A 19543-nucleotide genomic window follows, 5' to 3' on the forward strand; every position below is an offset into this window, starting at 1 on the left:
CTTTTTCGCAGAAAATGTGTTATTTTGTAGATGGCTAACAGAAATGTATATGATATGGATAAGCAAAAAGTAGCATTAGTCCTTTCCATGGGTGGAGCACGTGGAATAGCACATATAGGAGTAATTGAAGAATTACTTCGTCACAACTTTGAGATTACTTCCATTGCAGGAAGTTCCATGGGAGCAATGGTGGGAGCAATGTATGCTTCAGGAAAAATGGAAGAATGTAAAGAATGGCTGTATAGTTGGGACAAACGCAAGATGTGGGAATTGGCGGATCTTACCTTAAGCCGGGATGGATTAGTGAAAGGTGACCGTTTTATTAAAGAACTGAAACAAATTATTCCGGACATGAATATTGAAGACCTGCCTGTCCCTTATGTAGCGATGGCTACGGATATTGTCCGCGATCAGGAAGTCAGGTTTGACAGAGGGAGCTTACATGAAGCTATTCGTGCGTCTATTTCTATCCCTATGCTTTTCCGCCCATTAAGAAAAGACGGTATGGTATTGATTGATGGAGGTATTCTGAATCCTCTTCCATTGAGTCATGCGCAACGTACTGAAGGAGACATTCTGATAGCTGTCGATGTGAATGCACCCATTGAAATCGGAAAGAAAAAGAAAATGTCTCCTTATAATCTGTTGACAGAATCTTCGAGAATGATGATGCAACAAATCACTCGTTACCAGATAGAACGTTGTCAGCCGGATATCTTAATTCAAATTTCCGGCGATACGTATGATATGTTGGAGTTCCATCATGCTGCTTCGATAGTGAAAACTGGAGTGGAAGTTGCTCGAAGAATATTAATGCAATAAATAGTATTCATTAAAGTGATAGATTTTTATTCAATATAAATCATCTTTTTCGTCATTCCCCCGTCAATCGTGATGTTTTCTCCATTGATGAAATCATTGTTTTCCTCGCAGAGAAACAGACACATGCGGGCAATATCTTCCGGTTTACCTACCCGGCGTGAAGGATGCTGTGAATGGTCTTCCGGTTGGAGTTGATTATAATCATGGGTCTGTATCCATCCCGGAGCAATGGAATTTACGGTGATATTCCATTCGGATAAAGACAAAGCCAATGCATGAGTCAAAGAATAGATACCACCTTTCGAAGCTGCATAACCTTCACTTCCCGGTTCACTCATCAGATAACGTGTAGAGCAGATATTTATAATTCGGCCGTATGGGTTGGGAGAGGGCTGCTTTTTACGATGGATGGCAAGCAGCCGGGAAGTGATGAATACAGGACGCAGGTTAATAGAAAGAATTTTGTCGAAATCCTCTACACTTGTTTCTGTGATAGAAGAAAATTTGCTGATACCGACGTTGTTGACAATAATATCAATATCGTTCCATTCGGCAAGAATGGTTTGCATACAACTTTCAAGTGCGTTTTTATCACTTACGTCGACCTTATGGAACATAGCCCCGGTTGCCTTCGCAGTCTCCTGTCCCGATGTTTCGTTTATATCACAAAAGGCAACTTGATTTCCAGCTAGGCAAAAAGCTTCTACTATTGCTTTGCCTATTCCTTCCGCTCCGCCTGTTATAAATACTCTTCTTTTTGAATCCTCCGGTTTTGAAACCGTTGAAGTGTGAGACTTCGATTCAGCCGGACGTACTGCTGTTAGTTTCTTCTTACCATATTTTTGTGCTTGTTTCCAAGCAGCTTTTCGGGCTTCGTATTGTTCCTGTTGTCTTTCTATGTAATTATCTGCCATCGTTATTTTTTATTTATTGGCAAATGTAAAGTATAAAATGGATAAATACAAGAATCGACCGCTCTTTTGCGGGCAAAGGAGCGGTCGATTTCATTCAGATGATCGTTCAATATTTAAAACTTCGTCGGATCTATCTCTGCATATTTAATTCGTTGACGACGCCATGTATAAATGGCATGCAGCTTCCCGTCTTTCCCCTGAATAATGCTAGGGTAAGAGTATTGGCTGATCGGACTATCTTCTAATGTAAGAACAGGCTGCCAATTGATACCATCTTCTGAAACGGCCACACAGAGCGGAGTACGCGGACCTTTCGGAGTTCCGGGCAATGTAGAGAAATTATTGTAGATAAGGATATGTCTACCGTCTTTCATTGTCACGGCATCCGTACCGGAATTATTATTCGGGACATCCAGCAACGTAACTTTACTCCATGTGTCACCATTATCACTGCTCCACGCAGTTGCTACCTGTGCGTTACGTGTACGGCAGAGTATCTGTAATCTTCCATCCTTATGCTTCAAAATACTGGGTTGTATTGCATAAACAGGTTTGGCTCCTTCTCCTTCGATCGCTTCTCCGCCTTCCTGGTCATCCACATTCACACCTCCCTTTTTACGATTTTGGGTGGGGACAGATAACTCGGCATCCAGTGGTCCGACCATCTTCCAGGTCTTGCCTTTATCATCGGAAATCTCGAAATGGACACGCCATCCGTTACTTCCTTCCGTACTGGAAGGGCAGATGATACGCCCATTGATATATTCCGGTTTATTCTTAATAGGTCCAAGAAAACCTTTCGGAAGCGCTTCGCGTTTGCTCCAGGTTTTTCCTCCGTCGCGTGAACGGACAAGCCATCCTGTCCAGTCGCTCACTTTCAAACCTATTTTATAAAACAGAATCAGGTCACCTCCGGGAATCTGGAAAAGAACCGGGTTCCAGCAAGCTTTTCTGCGGGCAATAAGTGTTCCTTTTGCATCTTTCACCGGGGTACAGGTTGAATCGATTCCGGCCAATACTGCTTGTGGGTCTTTGAGTGAAAACACACCGTCGGCAGCAAGTTTGGGGGCGGTCCATTCTTTAGAGCCTTTAGGTTTACGACATACCCAGATGCAACAATCCGGATTGCGCTCTTTGGTTCCTCCGAAGAAAGAGGCTACGAGATCACCATTTTTCAGCTCTACTATCGTAGCTCCATGACATTCGGGGAAAGAAGCGTTTTCATACAGAAATTCATCAGTCAGAATAGCCGTATTCCGGGTGGGAATGTCTACACTGAAATGATATTTTCCCGAACCGATTTTTTCTTTCCGTCCATCCGGAAGATGTACTTCCCCCGTCGTATTGGCGGGAAGTTCGATATCCCATTCCAAATGTGTGGGAGTCTTTGTCCATCGGCTGGTTATTTTTCCGTAGATACTCATGTACGATGCATCCACGTTACTCAACTCCTGAATTTCAAAAGCCGGCTGGAAGACGATATGCTTGTAACCGGACTTCCAGCGGTCCGCACGGATACCTGCTAGGTTATTGAAGCACCAAGGCAATAAATCACCTAAAAGCATCACGTGATTACCGCTATTCATTTCAGGATTTGCCGTATCACCGTTCCATAACTCCCAAATAGTGGTAGCACCTTTTTCAACCATATATCCCCAGGAAGGATATGTTTTATTGGTAGCCAGTAGATAAGCTACATTGGCATGACCGCGACGGCTCAATTCACGCAATAGCCATTGTACACCGATTACTCCGGTACTTATATGTCCCTTGTTGGTTGTAATAATGGAAGTTACGGCATTTTTAGCTACTTCATTGATGTAGTTCTTTGGCACTAGACCAAAAGCAAGTGGCAAGATATTGGCAGTAACTGTGTTGTTACCATAGAAAATACTGTCCGGATATAAGGTATGTCCCGGTACGGGAGAAGTACCTTCTTTTATGTGTAGAAAACGGGCATTGAATGCGTCTTTCATGCGATGTTCCAAATCTTCCCATTCTTCTGCGTCAGCTTTCAGCCCTTGCAGGCTTGCAAAGCGGTGCATCAGTTGTAATACCTTTAGATAATAAGCCGTTGCGATCAAAGCTCCGTCAGTCTTGCGGGAAGGGTCCTTACTATGAATTAACTCCAGTGATTCGGGCGGAACGCACCAGTCACCATATTTATCTTTGGTGATGATAAAATCTTCTGTCATGTAGTATTCCCGGATATGAGATACCCACTTCTTGATAGCCGGATAATTCTCTTCGATCGGACGTTTATCTCCAAAGTTTGTGAAAAGCATGTCGCAGGCCATTGGTAAAGCGGCAGGCCAGGTCACATTGTCCGAGTAGTAGTTCCAGTATGCCGGGGCTACATCAGGAATACAGCCGTCTTCCCGTTGTGCTTCGCGGATGTCACGCGTCCATTTGGTATACATGGCGTAATTATCGAAAAGCATGCTTTCTCCCCAACAGCCCATGGTACGGTCACCCAACCATGGTTGGCGTTCATTCCGTTGCGGACAGTCAACCGGCATCCCTTTATAGTTGCTCCGGATTCCCCAAAATGCATTACGGATAATCTTATTCAGAGTTTCGTCAGAACAGTTGAAAGTACCAGTATGCTCCATTTCATCTTCTACTACTTCGGCAACGAAATCTTCTGCCTTCGCATTCGGATAACCGCTGACTTCTACATAACGGAACCCATGATAAATAAAACGAGGTGCCCAGGTAGCATCTTTTGTTTCGCGTCCGCTGACAACATATACATCTGTAGAACGGGCATCCCTGAAGTTTCTTGTATAAAGTTCGCCATTGTCTTGCAGACTTTCTGCAAAACGGAGACGGATGCTATCGCCAGCCTGTCCTTTTATCCGGAAACGTACCCAGCCCGCCATATTCTGACCGATATCCAGGATATATTTGTTACCAAGCTTTTTAATAGAAACGGGCTTCAGGGTTTCTGTAACTTTCATGCCCGGCATCATTTGTGCGCGCAATGTTCCTGAAGGAATACTGACACGTTGGGCCGGCATCCAGTTTTTGTCATCATATCCGGTTTGAGTCCAGGCTCCTAGCTCTTTACGGGCATCATATTCTTCGCCATCATATTCATTATTGCTACGGATAGGACCTTCAGTAGTCAATTTCCATGAAGTGTTTGTAGCAATCGTTTCTTTGCTGCCGTCTGCATATTCCACAATCAGATTCAACCGGAGTTTAGGATAACCGAAAGTCGGTATCTTATACGGTTTATAGTTCTGACGCATCGTATAGAAGCGACCATTTCCAAGAGTTACTCCAATAGCATTTTCTGTTTGAAGCAGTGAAGTAACATCGTATGTGTTGTACAGAATTGTTTTCCGGTAGTCGGTAGGAGCAGGTGCCAGTACTTGATTGCCGATGCGTTGTCCGTTGATAAACAACTCGTACAATCCCATTCCGGCGATATGTACTGTGGCACGTTTCACACTTTTCTTTACTGCAAACTCTTTACGGAGATAACGGGCTGCCAAACGGCTCCATTGTGTTTCGCTGTCTCCGGGAGCGGCCCTGTCCAAGCCGATCCATTGCCCTTGCCAGTCCGCTTCATTAAATAGTCCGGTGGTCCAGAAAGCCGGAGCACTCCAATTTGTTGCACCTTTGTTGGTGTCTATTTTCACTTTCCAATAGTAGGAGGCATTACATTTTAATGTTTTTCCCTGATAAGTGATCCATTGGGAAGCGTCAGATTCAATCTTTCCTGAATCCCAAATATCTCCTTTTCCTTGTTCCAATAGCTCCGGGGAAGATGCGACAAGAATGTGATACGCAGTTTGTATCACATTCTGTTCATCCGATTCGATGCGCCAACTCAATCGGGGTTGGCGCACATCGATACCTGCCGGATTTTTCAACTGCTCCGTTCGCAGGTCAGTGATACCTATGGCTGCGTATAGTGAACCTGCAAAGAGCAGAAGAAAGAAAAATGATACTATTCTTTTATTCATAAGTATGTTCTCATAATTCGTTTATATAATAAATTTAGGCACGGATTGCACGGATTAATGCTGTTGTTTTACTTATCTGTCATTCTGAAAACCGTAAAATCCGTGTAATCTGTGCCTAATAATACAAAATTATTTAGCCCATTTTTGTTGTGCATTTGGTAATTCTGTCCAGGCCTTCTCCACATAGTTCTTACTACTATCCACTACAATCAGAATATGATCGTTTCCACTGCAATAACCACTGTCGTGCTGGAATTTGTGCACTCCGTTATCAAATTCTCCGATGTATTCCAGTTTACCATCTTTCGTGGTGTACCACCAAGCATTCTTTTTCGCGCCGCTAATCTTGCTGAAATCAACTTCTATCGGACGTCCGGTATAGTTGTATACCATCAGATAATCATTTCCACGTGTAGCGATAGCGCGGTCATAACGTTCTCCATTCTGTCCTGTGATGATAGACTGATCGGGTATGCGTTCAAAGAACGGGAAAGTCAACATCAGGTTTTTCAGATACTTCATCTGATTGTAGCCCGGATCATTCAACGCATCATACCAAGGTTTCTTTGCACCATAAGCACCACCTACACCCGGTTTGATAAATTGCATGATGGAATTATGACCGTAAGTATGTCCGAAAGAACCTGCAAATACAGACCAATAAGCATAACGACGTACGTCATAATCCTTCCACAACAGTTCGTTTTCATCGTGCAGACCATGAGGTATTTCTTCATAGATCGGTTCACCGTCAATCACAGGCTTCATGGGTTTCATGGCCAGGCTGCGTTCTACAAAACGCCAGTTATCTTCTTCCGTATTTTCTTCGATAGGGTAGTCACCATCTCCGAAACGTTGCCCGTAGCGACGATGTCCGCTTTGAAACATGTTGAAATCCAACCAGGGAGCGTTATTGAACCAAGTTGCGGAAGTTGTTCTTCCACGTGGATGGAATGTCATCAGGTGATTTTTGTCGATAGCTTTGATAGAGGTTGCCAAAGCTTCCCATTCAGCAGTTTTCACGTCGCCACGGATATCTCCACCGATAAACCAGATAATATTCGGTTCGTCCTTATAACGCTCTGCCAAAAACTTGCCGTATGCTTTTGCCTGTTCTACAGTCATCTCGCCCCGGTTCACCGGGCTTCCCCAAATGCAGACCATGCCGATATACTGACCTTTCTTGGCTGCTGTACGGATAATGTAATCCATGTGATCCCAATAACCGTATACGCCTTTTTGATTGATGTTTTTGAAGTTGTATCCGTCAATCATCGAATATTGTCCGTAGATATTCATAGACGGAACATTATTCAACGTTTGAACCTGAATCACGTTGTATCCACGACGTTTGCATTGTTCCAGGTAATATTCGGCTTCATCCCGGTTCAAGCGTTCAGGCAATAGCCAACCGGTTTCTCCTAACCAAAAGAAAGGAGCACCGTTTTCGTGTTTCAGGTAACGTCCCTCTTCGGAAACTACGAGTTTGCCGTTGTCCCAGGGGATATACGTCTTTTGTGTTTTCTTCTGTGCTGCAGCCGAAGTTGCCATTGTCAATAGCAGCAACAAAAGGGGAAGAATCTTGAATTTTCTCATTGTATTTTATCGTTTTTAGTTTATTTTTTAGTCATTTTCTCATACTCAATAGCAGCCAAGATGAATGAACCTACCGATTTCGGATCATTTTCTATGATCGGTTCACTGATATAATACTCAAATGAGCCGTCACGATATCTTTTTGAATCTCCGCCCAATCCTGCAACAGCACAGCAATTGGTAATTGTATAGCTGCCATCCTCTTCCAAACGGGTAAATGTCTTTACCATTCCGTCAAAGGCTTTTTGTGTCGGTTCGATATACTCGTTGCCAATATATCCTTTATTGATAGCTTTGGCAAGCGTATAGATAAACAGGGCAGTGGCAGATGATTCCAAATAATTACCTTCACGTGCTCCCTGATCGGTTACCTGATACCAGGTTCCGGATGAAGGATCTTGGTATTTCACAATCGCTTTTGCCAATCCCTGTAGAATTTGTATAATGCTGTCACGTCCGGCTGTTTCCTGTGGCAGGAAGTCCAGTACATCTACAATAGCAGCTCCATACCATCCGATACTGCGACTCCAAAAATTAGGAGAACAACCTGTTTCAGGATTTGACCATTTCTGTTCGCGACTTTCATCCCATCCGTGATAAAAAAGCCCTGTTGCAGGATCATAAGTCTTGCTATTTATCAAAAGAATCTGTTTTGTTGCTTCGTCAAATAAAGCGGGCTCATTAAAAGTAGCACCATATTGAACCAGATAAGGAGAAGCCATAAAAATTCCGTCCAGCCACATTTGATGAGGATATCTCAATTTATGCCAGAATCCTCCCTCACTGGTACGGGGTTGCTCTGCCATTTGCTTGCGCAAAGTATCCATGGCTATTTTGTAACGTTCGTCTCCGGTCTGTGCGTAAAGATCGAAAAGAATCTTTCCGCCGTTGACATTATCAATATTGAATGAAAGATATTTCATGGTTTTGATATGTCCGTTAGCATCGATCAGACTATCTGCATATATTTTGGCATACTCATAATATACGCTGTCCCCGGTATGTTTCCATTCTTCCAACATGGATTTCACTACTAATCCGTGGGTATATCCCCAGCGTGGTTTTTTAGCTTTTTCAATCATCCAGGGTTCGGGGAAACGTTTCATTTCGGAGCGTGCCATGCGTTCACTCCATTTTTCCGTTTCTGTTTTTTGAGGTGCTGCGCAAGCCAGGAAACAAGCAGTTCCACAGGCGACAATCAGTTTCAATAAGTTTTTGTTCATATCGGTCGAGTTATTATTTTCCAATCAATACATATTCTTTTCCTGCTTTGGTAGGTAGGTCATAGAGGTATGTCTCTGCAATTTCCACTTTGTTCAAGTTGGCCTTTTCGTTAATCAATGGCTCCGGAATGGTGGGGACTGCATAAAGAGGGTTCGGATTTTCACCTTTGGCACGCTTCAAGCCATTCCCGGTTAATGGGTTGAGCGAACGTAAACGACAATTTCCTCCCTTATGAGATTTGACAACCAGTCGGCTGACTTTCCCGTTTTTCCAACTCAAATCAAGTTCGAAACCTCCACGGGCAATGATTCCTTTGATAGAACCTTCTTTCCAAACGGTAGGCAGTGCGGGAAGCAAATATATAAAACCGTCGTAGCTTTGCATCAACATCTCTGCAATGCCTGCGGCACAACCAAAGTTTCCATCAATCTGAAATGGCGGATGCGCATCGAACAGGTTAGGGTAGGTGCCTCCTTTTTTCTTTTCATTGCGTACGAGAGTCAGCTGGTCAGTTATCAGCTTGTAGGCGTGGTCGCCATCAAGCAGGCGTGCCCAAAGGCAAACTTTCCATCCCATGCTCCACCCGGTCGACGGGTCGCCACGATGAATCAGAGAAGTACGTGCTGCATCAAATAGTTCAGGAGTACGGTAAGGGGAAATCTGATTGCTGGGGAAGAGTCCGTACAAATGAGAAATGTGACGATGCACGTCCTTCGGATCATCCCAGTCGAACATCCACTCTTGTAATTGCCCCCAATGTCCCACCTGCATGGGAGCCATTTCTTTGAGACGTTGTGTCAGATGAGAGGCAAACTTCTGATCTGTATCCAGTATTTGAGAAGCAGATATAATTGCTGTCCAAAGATCGAAAATCAATTGGTTGTCCATGGTGCATCCGGCAGCTGTAGTAGCTTTCCCGTTACTTCCCGAATGTACATTCTCCGGTGAATTACTGGGGCAGACTACCAGCCAGTTGTGTACGGGTTCTTTCACCATAATTTCATCAAAGAAACGTCCGGACTCTTTCAGTATCGGATAGACAGAACGCAGGAATTCCACATCTCCGGTGTATAGATAACGCTCCCAAAGATGTCGGCAAAGCCATGCGCCACCACTGGGCCACATACCCGAAGGAGCTTTGTCAACTGCTCCTGTAATGCGCCATATATCCGTGTTATGATGCAACACCCATCCGTTGGCTCCATACATAATCTTAGCCGTCTCTTTACCTGTGTCACTCACTTCTTTTATCAGACGGAATAACGGTTCATTCAGTTCACTTAGATTCGTTACTTCCGAAGGCCAGTAATTCATTTCCAAATTGATGTTACAAGTATATTTGCTATCCCAGGAAGGGAATAATTTGTCATTCCAAATTCCTTGTAAATTGGCGGGTTGTCCTCCCGGTTGGGAAGAACAGATCAACAAATAACGTCCGAATTGAAAATAGGTGGCAACTAGATGTGTGTCATTGGTGTTTTTGAAATTCTCCACACGCTTATCGGTGGTTACATTCGCATATTGGTCTCGTCCCAAATCAAGAGAAACCCGTGTCAGATATTGTCGGTAAAAATCAACATGATTCTTCTTCGATTCAATGAACGGATGAACCATTGCTTTCGCCAAATAATTCTTTGCTCGCTCTGTCTGATTACCGGTGATGTCTTGATAGTTGTTGAAATTAGTTGCAATGGATACATAGATAACCGCTTCGTCGGCTTTCTCAACAGAAAGTATTCCATCGGCACAAGCTATTTTCCCACCTTTATTTTTAGCAGTCAATCTGCCTTGAAATTCTACTTTTCCTTTCAATCCTTCATGCAAGGAAGAGACTCCCGAGAGTGTCACACAGTTTCCCTCTTCAGAAGCAATCATAACATCCTGGTGAGGAGAAGTGAGTTGTGCATTGAAAGTAATTTGTCCGGGACGATTGGCGGTCAGTCGTACCATTACTACCTGATCGGTGAATGAGGTGATCGTTTCGCGTTGATACTGCACTCCGTCTACTTCATAACGTACGATTGCACGTGCGGAATCCAGACTTAATTCCCTGTAATAATTGGAATAACGTGTATGACCGGGAAAAGCGATTCGCAGGTCACCAAAACTTTGGTATGGCATTCCTGAATTAGTCTTTGCCATCACCTTCTCTGTGGCCAGTGTCTGTGCTTCAAGATATTTTCCGGCAAAGACCAGCTCACGCACTTTCGGAATATATTCCAGTGCATCCGGATTGGCGTTATTATTGGGACGTCCCGCCCAAATGCTTTCTTCGTTTAGTTGTATTTGTTCTGTGCCTGGTGTTCCATATACCATGGCCCCCAAACGACCATTCCCAAGGGGTAATGCCTCGGTCCATACCTGTGCGGGACAGTCGTACCATAGCTTGTATTCGGGTACAGAAGACTTCTGTTCCTGCGCCTGAATACAACCAACAGACATCGTGACGAACAGATATCCGATTAATTTCTTTTTATTCATTTCCTTCCAATTGCTTTTATACTTTTATAAAAGGACGATTGAAAGGGATTTTTGTACCCACTATGCAGGCAGTAAGAAAGGGAGAAGAATAAAAATAAGTTAGCAAACTTAAATGCAGTTATAAAGCCATTAAAATAGATGAATTTCGACAAACAAACAGATATACTGATTGTTGTCACATTGAATCATTCGTTTTTTTATTCACCTAAAAAATACAGATTATGGCAAAGAATTCTCCCGATGAAGGAAAAAACATCAAAATGGTAGAAAAGCAGGCGGTTGAAGCCTCTATGATTAACCTCAAAGAGTACCGGGCAAAAAGGCAATTCGGTAAAACACCGGAACCGATGGCGGATACGGTGGAAACTCCCAATCGAATGCCTGTTTTTGTTGTTCAGAAGCATGATGCCAGTCATTTTCATTTCGATTTTCGTTTGGAAGTGGATGGAGTATTAAAAAGTTGGGTGGTGCCTAAAGGACCTTCCATGAATCCAAAAGATAAGAGGTTGGCCATAGAAGTAGAAGACCACCCCTTGAGTTATGCGCACTTTGAAGGAGTTATACCGGAAGGTAACTATGGAGCAGGTACGGTGGAAATATGGGATAGTGGAACCTATGCTTACGTTGGTAATAATCATAACATTTCCGCTGCCATTAAAAATGGGATACTTGAATTCAAGTTACACGGGCATAAACTCAAAGGGCTATTTGTCCTTATACATACCAATATGGATGATCAGGATAAAGACTGGCTGTTGATAAAGAAAGATGATGTATTTGCGGCCACTCACGTTTACGATGCAAAGATTATTCCGTCTTATGATGAGGTATTCCTGTAAACTATGATCTGATAGTACTTATCAGAAGTCTATTATTTTCAAATTATATACGCGGCTTTATAATTCTACTTATTTCATTATTCTAATGATTAAGTGGAACTATATGCTCGTGTGGTTGTATTGTTTTGTGGTAAAATATTTTACAATTACTATGTTTTACCAAATAAAATGATGATTTTAGAATCTATCCCTTGATATTTCGGTAACAAACGATATTGTTACCACTTTTGATAGAAAACACCCATTGTTTTTGTTAGAATCCACCTCATATGTGGACGTTGAAAACTTTATACTTGTGCCGGATTTAGACACGTTAAAAGATCATCAAACGTGTTTTGCTGAAAATGTAAGTATTAATCAAATCCTATATAAGTATGAATGATTGTTACCTGAGTTTATTATTAAACTTTCGCGCTTTACTTTCTATAGATAGTGGAGTCAATTTAGTAAACAGTAAACAAGCTATTGGCGTAATTTTGCCTGATTTGTCATTGCTTGGTTATGCAGTTCCTGTAGAGAGTTTCGGCATTGGGCTATTTATTGTTTTGTTTGCGTATCTTGCGGTAGAGTATAATGTTCAGTTGTTGTCACATGAAAAACTTAAGATAGCTATGAACATGCTCCATACTACGCATACCCCGTTGATACTATTACGAAATCAATTGGAAGAACTTAAAACCGGTAATCTTCCCGAATCGCTTTCCCAACAGGTAGAAGAGGCATTGGGGTATACCGAATGCATCATATATTGCAATCAGAATATTGTAACCCTTAATAAGGTAAACAAAAAAATACTTCCTAAGACATCAACAGTAAATTTGGAACTCTCTTCTTATATTACTTCTATTGTTAATCAATGTCGTCCCTATGCTGATTCGCGCCGTATACAACTGACTGTCAGCGAATGTTCGGATTGCGTCAGTTGCAGGATCAATGAGAACATAATGACGGCAGCGCTTCAACATCTTATAAGCAAACTAATTTTGGCTTCCGATTTAGGCTGTTGCATATCAATCAATATAACACATACAATAGATTCCTGGCAGTTGCAGATTACTAATTGTGAGATAGCAGACAAAAGAGTAGGGAAAATGTTTCCTTTTATTCCGGTCATATTTCCCATATATGGGTATAGTGATTTGTGGACTGTAAGAAAAATCATTCGCCTGCATGGTGGAAAAATAAACGGATATAGACATGGCAAATCATTTGCTTTCCAAATTGTCATTCCAACAGATTGTCATTGCCGGAATCAGGAATGTTCGGCTATCAAACATTCTTCAACAAACACGAAGAAAAAAACTAAAGAATCTTCAGAAAGTGATAAAGATGATACCCCGAATACTAAAACAAAAGATACATCCCATATCTTATTGGTAATGGCGGACGGGGCATTCAGGAATTATTTAAAAAAAGCCTTATCGCGGTATTTTCAGATTTCAGCTTTGGAGGATCCTGATTTGCTGAAGGATACAGTAGTCCGCCAAAATCCTGATGCTATAATTATTGACGATAATGTAAACGGAACAAATGGAGATACACTTAGTTTCCGGATCAAAACAGATAAAATGATAGGGTATATACCGGTTGTTCTTTTGATAAGGGCCTTTGATAACGAAAGTTATTTGTCTCATTTAGGAAGTGGGGCGGATCGTCTGGAATTACGAACAGAAAGCATTTGCAGGCTAAGGGCAAACATACGTATGCTTGTAGAAAACCGCATGGTCTTGCGTGAACGGGTCAAATTGTTTTTGTCGGATGCTGTTTTCCCAATGGTACCCACCAAAGAAGAAATGGAAACAGAAAATACGGATCAGATATTTATGGATAAAGTCAATAAAATCCTGGAAACGAACCTTTCTACTGATAAATATACAATAGATAAATTAAGCATCGATATAGGAATGAGCCGTACTGCTTTTTATAGCAGGATACGAGAGATAACCGGGAATCCTCCGGAAAATTATATCTATTCGTTCAAAATGGGCAGGGCACTTAAACTGCTGGCCTCCCAACAGTACACTGTTTCGGAAATTGCAGGAATGCTGGGATATTGTGATGCTAAATATTTTGGAAAGAAGTTCAAAGACTTTTATCATGTATGTCCTACGGATTACATTAAAAGTATTATAGGGTAAAAGAATGTATAGTACATATTTTCAGTTTAAATGATATAAACTAAAATATGTACTATATTCATTGTAAATATTAGATAGAGAAGAACATATAGCTCTGTTAATTTCTAATACAATTGTGTGCGATTAAGTAAACTTTACCCATACCTATGGGCAATCCTTCAAAGTGGTGACATGTTCTTTTAAACGAGAAAAAAATGAAAATCCTATTTCTTATGCAAAACTTGCGATATGATTTCTTTTTGTATATTCTCATCAATGATTTCCATTTTTATTTTGTTCAGGAATTCCATTTCTCCTTTCTTGTATTTTTGATTGATGATAAGGGCAGCTAGTATCAGTACATGTTTGTAATACCGTTCTATAAAATATTTATTATCGCAGACATGTATTTGGCGAAATAGACTATCTGTGACTTTCTTCCAAAATACCTCTCGTTCTATTTCATCATTGAAAGCTTCAGAAGCACTAATAAGCAGTAGTTGGCAGCAGAATATGAAACATTCTGATTGTAGCTTATCATAAAGATCATTCTCTGGCGTCGCATTCCATCCCTCATACACAATATGGCATAATTTCGATTCCTTTTCTAATAGTAACTTGCCGGAATCTCCCATATGCGTTATTGCATTGATCATTGTATTGAGATTAGCAATACTGTTAGAATCCAATGTTGGATACCATTTATATGTATTATTCTTTATATTATTAATGATAGTCTTTATAGCCGATTCTAACTTAGATACATTGGGCTCTTCATCATTGAGGAGTATATCTATCACAAGTATCAAGTAGTCAAAGTCTCCCGTATCTATATCCAAATAGGCTGCATTATACTTATTAATAATATAATCCTTTATCAATTTAGTCAACTTATTATATGCTTCAGAATGTACATCTTTCCTGCCATCTCTTTGTTTCAGTGTTGCTGCCCATCTGGTTAGTTCCTGCTTTGTGAAACATATTCGTAATTTTTCAAATATCACTTTTACATGAACTTTTAAATGAGTCTTCCAATTATTGTATTTGAGTTCACCTTGTCTTTGAATTTGAAGAAAGCTCTTATAATAATCATTGTCTTCATTCAGTGTATAAGAATGGAGGTTTACAGATACTTGTTGACTCCATTCGAACCAATATTCTCTTATCAAGGCAGCCATTGTTTTAGGATATTCGAAATGGTATTTTTCAAGATTATGGAGTATTGCAAGAAAATGTTGCTCTGCTTTAAGTTCCAGAATAAGTGCCGATTGCAGAAATAAATGTTTTAAGTTTTGTAGTAGAGTGAGCCATTGCAAATAATTGCCTTCTCGTAGTAACCTGTTAGAAAGTATATAATATTCACCAGGTAAAAATATATAGCAGGAGTGACAATGATAAATTTGTGAAACATCGTTTTGCAATTCTTCGTCACTTTTTCCTAATAATAGATAATTGAACGTTTCTTCTTTACCATGAGCACAAGAATGGGAACGTTTGAGTACATCGTCAGGATCGAGTGTCATGTTATTGTAAAGTGCATCTGCTATTGATTTTGCTTGCAACTCTTCTTTATTATATGTATGTGGGGCTTCCTTCCATTTTATGACATTACATAATTCATGGAAGTTTCTATTCGGAATTTCAATATCCAGATTCATAATGTCTTTATTTTGCTAATTGAGATTTCAGTGAGTTCAAAACTCTGGTCAAATGAGTAATATGTTTTAATAGCTTTCCTTCCGGGCTTGCATTGAGCTTAACTTTGCGTTGGATATAGCCGTCAAGTGACTCCGAGTTTTCTGTGTCATTCCACCATCTTTCGAAGTTCTTACGCATATATTCTAAACTACCTTGTGGTATCTTGCAAATAGAAGATGCTCTGTTGCCAAACTCATTTAATGAAGAACCAATAAGCCAGCCACAATCATCAATGATAATAAAACGATCGTGAATAGACAGATTTTTGGTAAGCGAACGACATTCTGCTACCTCTCTTCCTACTTTTCTGTTGTAGTAGTTGATGCAATCGTTCAATTTTAATAGATAGTCTTCGGAATCTGGTGCGCTTATATTACCTAACTGTTTCTCACTGTTGATAATTCTCACTTTAACATCAAGTTTTTCCATAAAGAATATGTACTTTTCGAAATCTTCTTTCTTGAAATAAGGATCACAAATGAGACATTCGTTTTCTGCAGAGTTGAGTAGTTGCATGACATATTCTCTTGCCTTTTCTTTGTTTTCTTTATTCTGATTAGTATCTGCACTAAAAAATACAAACTCCATGTGTTTTTCATTCAATTCAGCTAAACAACGCGACTCATCATCAGCAAGGTTATCCTTTAATTTTTTATTTGATTTCCTTCTTTTCTTACCATTCAAGGCAATTTTTGTTACAGTTACAGTTCTTTTGCTGCCATCTGATTCACTTTTCTCCAATTCAATTTCTTTAGATGAAAAAGTTTCATAACTGAATTCTTTTCCTAAAAAAAAGACACGTTTATTCATCCAAATTAGCTCACCATCGTTATTGAATATCTTTATGCCAACTTGCAGTGAGAAGAATGGTAGCGGAATAAATATATTCGCTGATCTGCAATCAATAACTGTATCCGTTTCAGTTATAATGTTACTTTCATTATCATACTGCGTTATTCTCACTTTTAAAGAATCTACATATGGCTTCCTGAATTTCATTTGCATATGAAGTCCATTTGGTTTTTCGGATACCCGAAAGTCAATATTCCGAAATATCTCATTATTATGTAGGATATATACATTACCGATATGGCTGGTATATTCCATAATGTCATATCCTAAATGTTTCTTTGTGAGATATGAGAGTTTTGGGAGCAAACCTTTCAATTGAAGAAGTTCCTTCAGCATTTGAGAATTAGGATCAAAGAAACCTTTCAGTCTGAAAGAACATTTGCGTTTAGGTAATATATCTGGTAAAGTAATCAATTCTTTTTTTTCCAATTCTAGAAATAGCTTTCCTAGGGGATTACCAGAGGGGTATTGCATAAAAGAATCATTCAAAAAATAAAGAGGCATTCCATATATAGTAATTTCATCCATAGGAGCTTGAGGTAGAATGTCGGTATCAATATCCTCTATTAGTAGTCCGGTACGGAATGGAGCATCGTCTCTACCACGATCGAGAAAACATTTTCTTGACATTGATGGATTGTAATCCTGCATATCATCCAAAATATTCTCAATAACAGTAAGTATATTATAATACTTATTCTGTTTTATGTCTTTAAGGTATAATATGGTTCGTCGTATCATATTGATAGAAGTGAGTGTATACTTTCATAATCGTCTGTTTTACAGTAATTTTCATACAATCTTCCATTTTTTGAATTACTACATGGGCAAGTCTCTGGATTCTATCTCTTCTATTATTTGCGTAACTTTGTTGATAATCCAATTGGCGACCTCACCAGTTTGCATGGGTAAGTAACTACTAGTGGAGTGCCAATCTTTACAAGGAAGCCATTCAGAACCATAAGGCCACCATTCATTGTTTGCTGAATCCGGTCCGGAAAAACATGATAGTTGAACACGAGGTAAAGTTCGATCTTCGCCAGCAGATTTATAAGATTTTGAGACACCAATATAAAGATTCTTCCAATCCGAATCTCTTCCATTATCTCTCGTTACAGTTATATAATGAGACCAATTTTGTTTTTTGAATAATATAGCCGGACCTTCATTCCCTTTTTTGACTTCAAAAAACAGGCCCATTTGGGATGCGAATTCACCTAATGGTTTAAATACGAATTCATTCCTTAATCTATTGCTAATTTCAGCTCTGTTATCCATCAAGGCCACAACAGCCTCTATATTATTGATGGCTAAATCTACTATTTTATCACTACTATCTTTATTCATATCTTGTCCGGTTATTTGTTTAATAAGTGTTATGTACTGGGAAATAGTCTCTCTTGCCAACGGTTTGTCGTATGCCAACATAACACACTGCGACAACCAATAGAGAATATGCTCATCGTATGAGATACAATGATAGTCAATCTCTTCGTCTCCCAATGAATCTTTGCTTGCCTCATGACCATCAAGTGTAAGATAAATCAGTTTGAACCCTTTTGGAAAGTGTTGCTTTCCATAGTTGTTGTATCGCAGTAACTGATGGTGTTGATCAATAGCATATATCTTATTCTCAATGATTACTGCATGTTCTCCATCCTCTAAGATTATATCAATGCGCCCACCAGTGGACTCTGTTCGCTCACCAATGTATCGTTCGACTATATTGGTTTTACAGTTGGAAATATAATCTTTGTTTAAGCCAATAGCTGCAAGGAATTCTTTAAGTAGAGCATCTTTCAGTCCATGACTTCCGTTTGGATTTAACAACTCTGCAAGAAATGCGGAATGTAATCTTATCTCATCAGACCATAGTCCAAGCATGTTGAAAACATTGAAGTAATCTCCGTTTCGTTGCTTCTGCTTCATCCGTTCTTGCTCAACAAGACATACCTTGTCTATTTCGATTAAAAATTCATTCAATTCCATACTTTAGACATTTTGTTGCACACAAAAATAATAAAAAACGATCCATTTTATATGGGCCTATAAAAGAATCACCTATTTTTCTCCTCCTTCATCATCTTCCTCCACCTCTGAAATGCCCTCATCAAACTTTCTTCTTCCACTAACCCTACCATATTATAATGTTCGACAAAAGTTTCCATTGATTTTTTGAACATGATGCCGTGGCAGTATTTATTTTCCAGTAGAAATTCATAAAGTTCGGCCCTCATTTCTACTTCCATTGCTTTTTCAATGATAAGTGCACTGTTATGACCTATATAATTATATACATTTGGATTTTTGCCGTTTCTGGGATGGGGGAGGGTGAAGGTAATATTTCCGGTTTCGTGCCATGAGGCGTTGGGAGGGTGGGGAATGGATAGCTGGTGGAGAAAGTGGTAGATGGGCTGGGTGTCGAGAAGATGGATCGCGGAAAGTGAGGAAGAAGAGCGGTCTGGAGGTACGTCGAGGTGATTTTTGTAGCGCATGTACATGTAAGCCGCTAGATAGGGCTTGATCTGAAAAGTAACTGTAACCATTGTTTTTAGATTTGATTTGTAAAATATTTATCAGTGGAGTACCGTGTTTGATATTGGTATCCGTTTTCTCTTGTTGGAAATTTTACTTAAAAAGAAAGGCCGGGAGGACGCTTTTGTAATGCTTTGCTTTTCAGATAGTTACATAAGTGGGTTTTGGTTTTAAACCAACGGGTCGTTCCTTTAAAAGGAACGACCCGTTGCACACCGAGAAACACCTCGTTGGTTTTAATGCAACGAGGTGCTCCTTAAAATCAAGAGATAAAGCTAGAATAAATCTCTCGAAATTTTGAAATCATGAAATAACTTGTTTGTTTTTGATGTAAATAAATAGTACTATTGTATATTTACTTGTTTTTATCTATATAAAGAAATATACAGAGTGTCATATATGAAGAAATTTTAGATGAAGTCTATTTAACATAGTTTAAATGAGCCTCTTTTATATTTCTGATTTTATTTTATGTTTGAGGGAGATTTAAA

12 protein-coding genes are annotated in these 19543 nt (G+C 40.0%); 3 read left to right on the top strand and 9 right to left on the bottom strand.

The window, feature by feature from the left end; genetic code table 11:
• Nucleotides 1–30 precede the first annotated feature (30 nt).
• Nucleotides 31–822 carry a patatin-like phospholipase family protein gene (locus tag KQP79_RS01850; RefSeq protein WP_061448313.1) on the top strand — a complete coding sequence of 264 codons (792 nt, stop codon included), beginning with the start codon at nt 31–33 and terminating at the stop codon, nt 820–822.
• Between the two features lie 26 nt (nt 823–848).
• Here the strand turns inward: KQP79_RS01850 and KQP79_RS01855 are convergent, their stop codons facing one another.
• From KQP79_RS01855 to KQP79_RS01875, 5 genes are all read right to left on the bottom strand, one after another.
• Nucleotides 849–1736: an SDR family NAD(P)-dependent oxidoreductase gene (locus tag KQP79_RS01855; RefSeq protein WP_004308232.1), complete on the bottom strand. Its 888-nt coding sequence runs from the start codon at nt 1734–1736 to the stop codon at nt 849–851.
• Nucleotides 1737–1849: 113 nt separating this feature from the next.
• Complete coding sequence (locus KQP79_RS01860; RefSeq protein WP_138343181.1) at nt 1850–5710, bottom strand: family 78 glycoside hydrolase catalytic domain; 3861 nt, start codon at nt 5708–5710, stop codon at nt 1850–1852.
• A gap of 129 nt (nt 5711–5839) precedes the next feature.
• Nucleotides 5840–7306 (bottom strand): glycoside hydrolase family 140 protein, encoded by a 1467-nt coding sequence (locus KQP79_RS01865; protein ID WP_061448315.1) that lies wholly within the window; start codon nt 7304–7306, stop codon nt 5840–5842.
• A 20-nt stretch (nt 7307–7326) separates the two neighbouring features.
• Nucleotides 7327–8529, bottom strand: a complete 1203-nt coding sequence (locus tag KQP79_RS01870; protein WP_087323601.1) for a glycoside hydrolase family 105 protein — start codon at nt 8527–8529, stop codon at nt 7327–7329.
• Between the two features lie 13 nt (nt 8530–8542).
• Nucleotides 8543–11011, bottom strand: coding sequence for a glycosyl hydrolase family 95 catalytic domain-containing protein (locus KQP79_RS01875; RefSeq protein WP_061448316.1), 2469 nt, complete (start codon nt 11009–11011; stop codon nt 8543–8545).
• Between the two features lie 221 nt (nt 11012–11232).
• On the opposite strand from KQP79_RS01875, the gene KQP79_RS01880 reads away from it, so the two are divergent.
• Both KQP79_RS01880 and KQP79_RS01885 read left to right on the top strand, forming a co-directional pair.
• Complete coding sequence (locus KQP79_RS01880; protein ID WP_061448317.1) at nt 11233–11850, top strand: DNA polymerase ligase N-terminal domain-containing protein; 618 nt, start codon at nt 11233–11235, stop codon at nt 11848–11850.
• A gap of 374 nt (nt 11851–12224) precedes the next feature.
• The gene (locus tag KQP79_RS01885) at nt 12225–13988 is read left to right on the top strand and encodes a helix-turn-helix domain-containing protein (RefSeq protein WP_061448318.1); all 1764 of its coding nucleotides are present in this window, start codon (nt 12225–12227) and stop codon (nt 13986–13988) included.
• A 203-nt stretch (nt 13989–14191) separates the two neighbouring features.
• On the opposite strand, the gene KQP79_RS01890 is transcribed toward KQP79_RS01885, so the two are convergent.
• The 4 genes from KQP79_RS01890 to KQP79_RS01905 all read right to left on the bottom strand — a co-directional run bounded on the left by KQP79_RS01890 (nt 14192) and on the right by KQP79_RS01905 (nt 19063).
• Entirely contained in the window at nt 14192–15625 is a 1434-nt protein-coding gene (locus tag KQP79_RS01890) for a hypothetical protein (protein WP_061448319.1), read from the bottom strand.
• A 7-nt stretch (nt 15626–15632) separates the two neighbouring features.
• Nucleotides 15633–17258, bottom strand: a complete 1626-nt coding sequence (locus tag KQP79_RS01895) for a VPA1262 family N-terminal domain-containing protein (RefSeq protein WP_061448320.1) — start codon at nt 17256–17258, stop codon at nt 15633–15635.
• Between the two features lie 78 nt (nt 17259–17336).
• Complete coding sequence (locus KQP79_RS01900; protein WP_061448321.1) at nt 17337–18506, bottom strand: PD-(D/E)XK nuclease family protein; 1170 nt, start codon at nt 18504–18506, stop codon at nt 17337–17339.
• A gap of 68 nt (nt 18507–18574) precedes the next feature.
• Nucleotides 18575–19063, bottom strand: a complete 489-nt coding sequence (locus tag KQP79_RS01905; RefSeq protein ID WP_008775756.1) for a hypothetical protein — start codon at nt 19061–19063, stop codon at nt 18575–18577.
• Nucleotides 19064–19543: the final 480 nt, after the last annotated feature.

The sequence above is a fragment of the Bacteroides sp. DH3716P genome (genome assembly GCF_025914115.1).
GTDB lineage: Bacteria > Bacteroidota > Bacteroidia > Bacteroidales > Bacteroidaceae > Bacteroides > Bacteroides ovatus.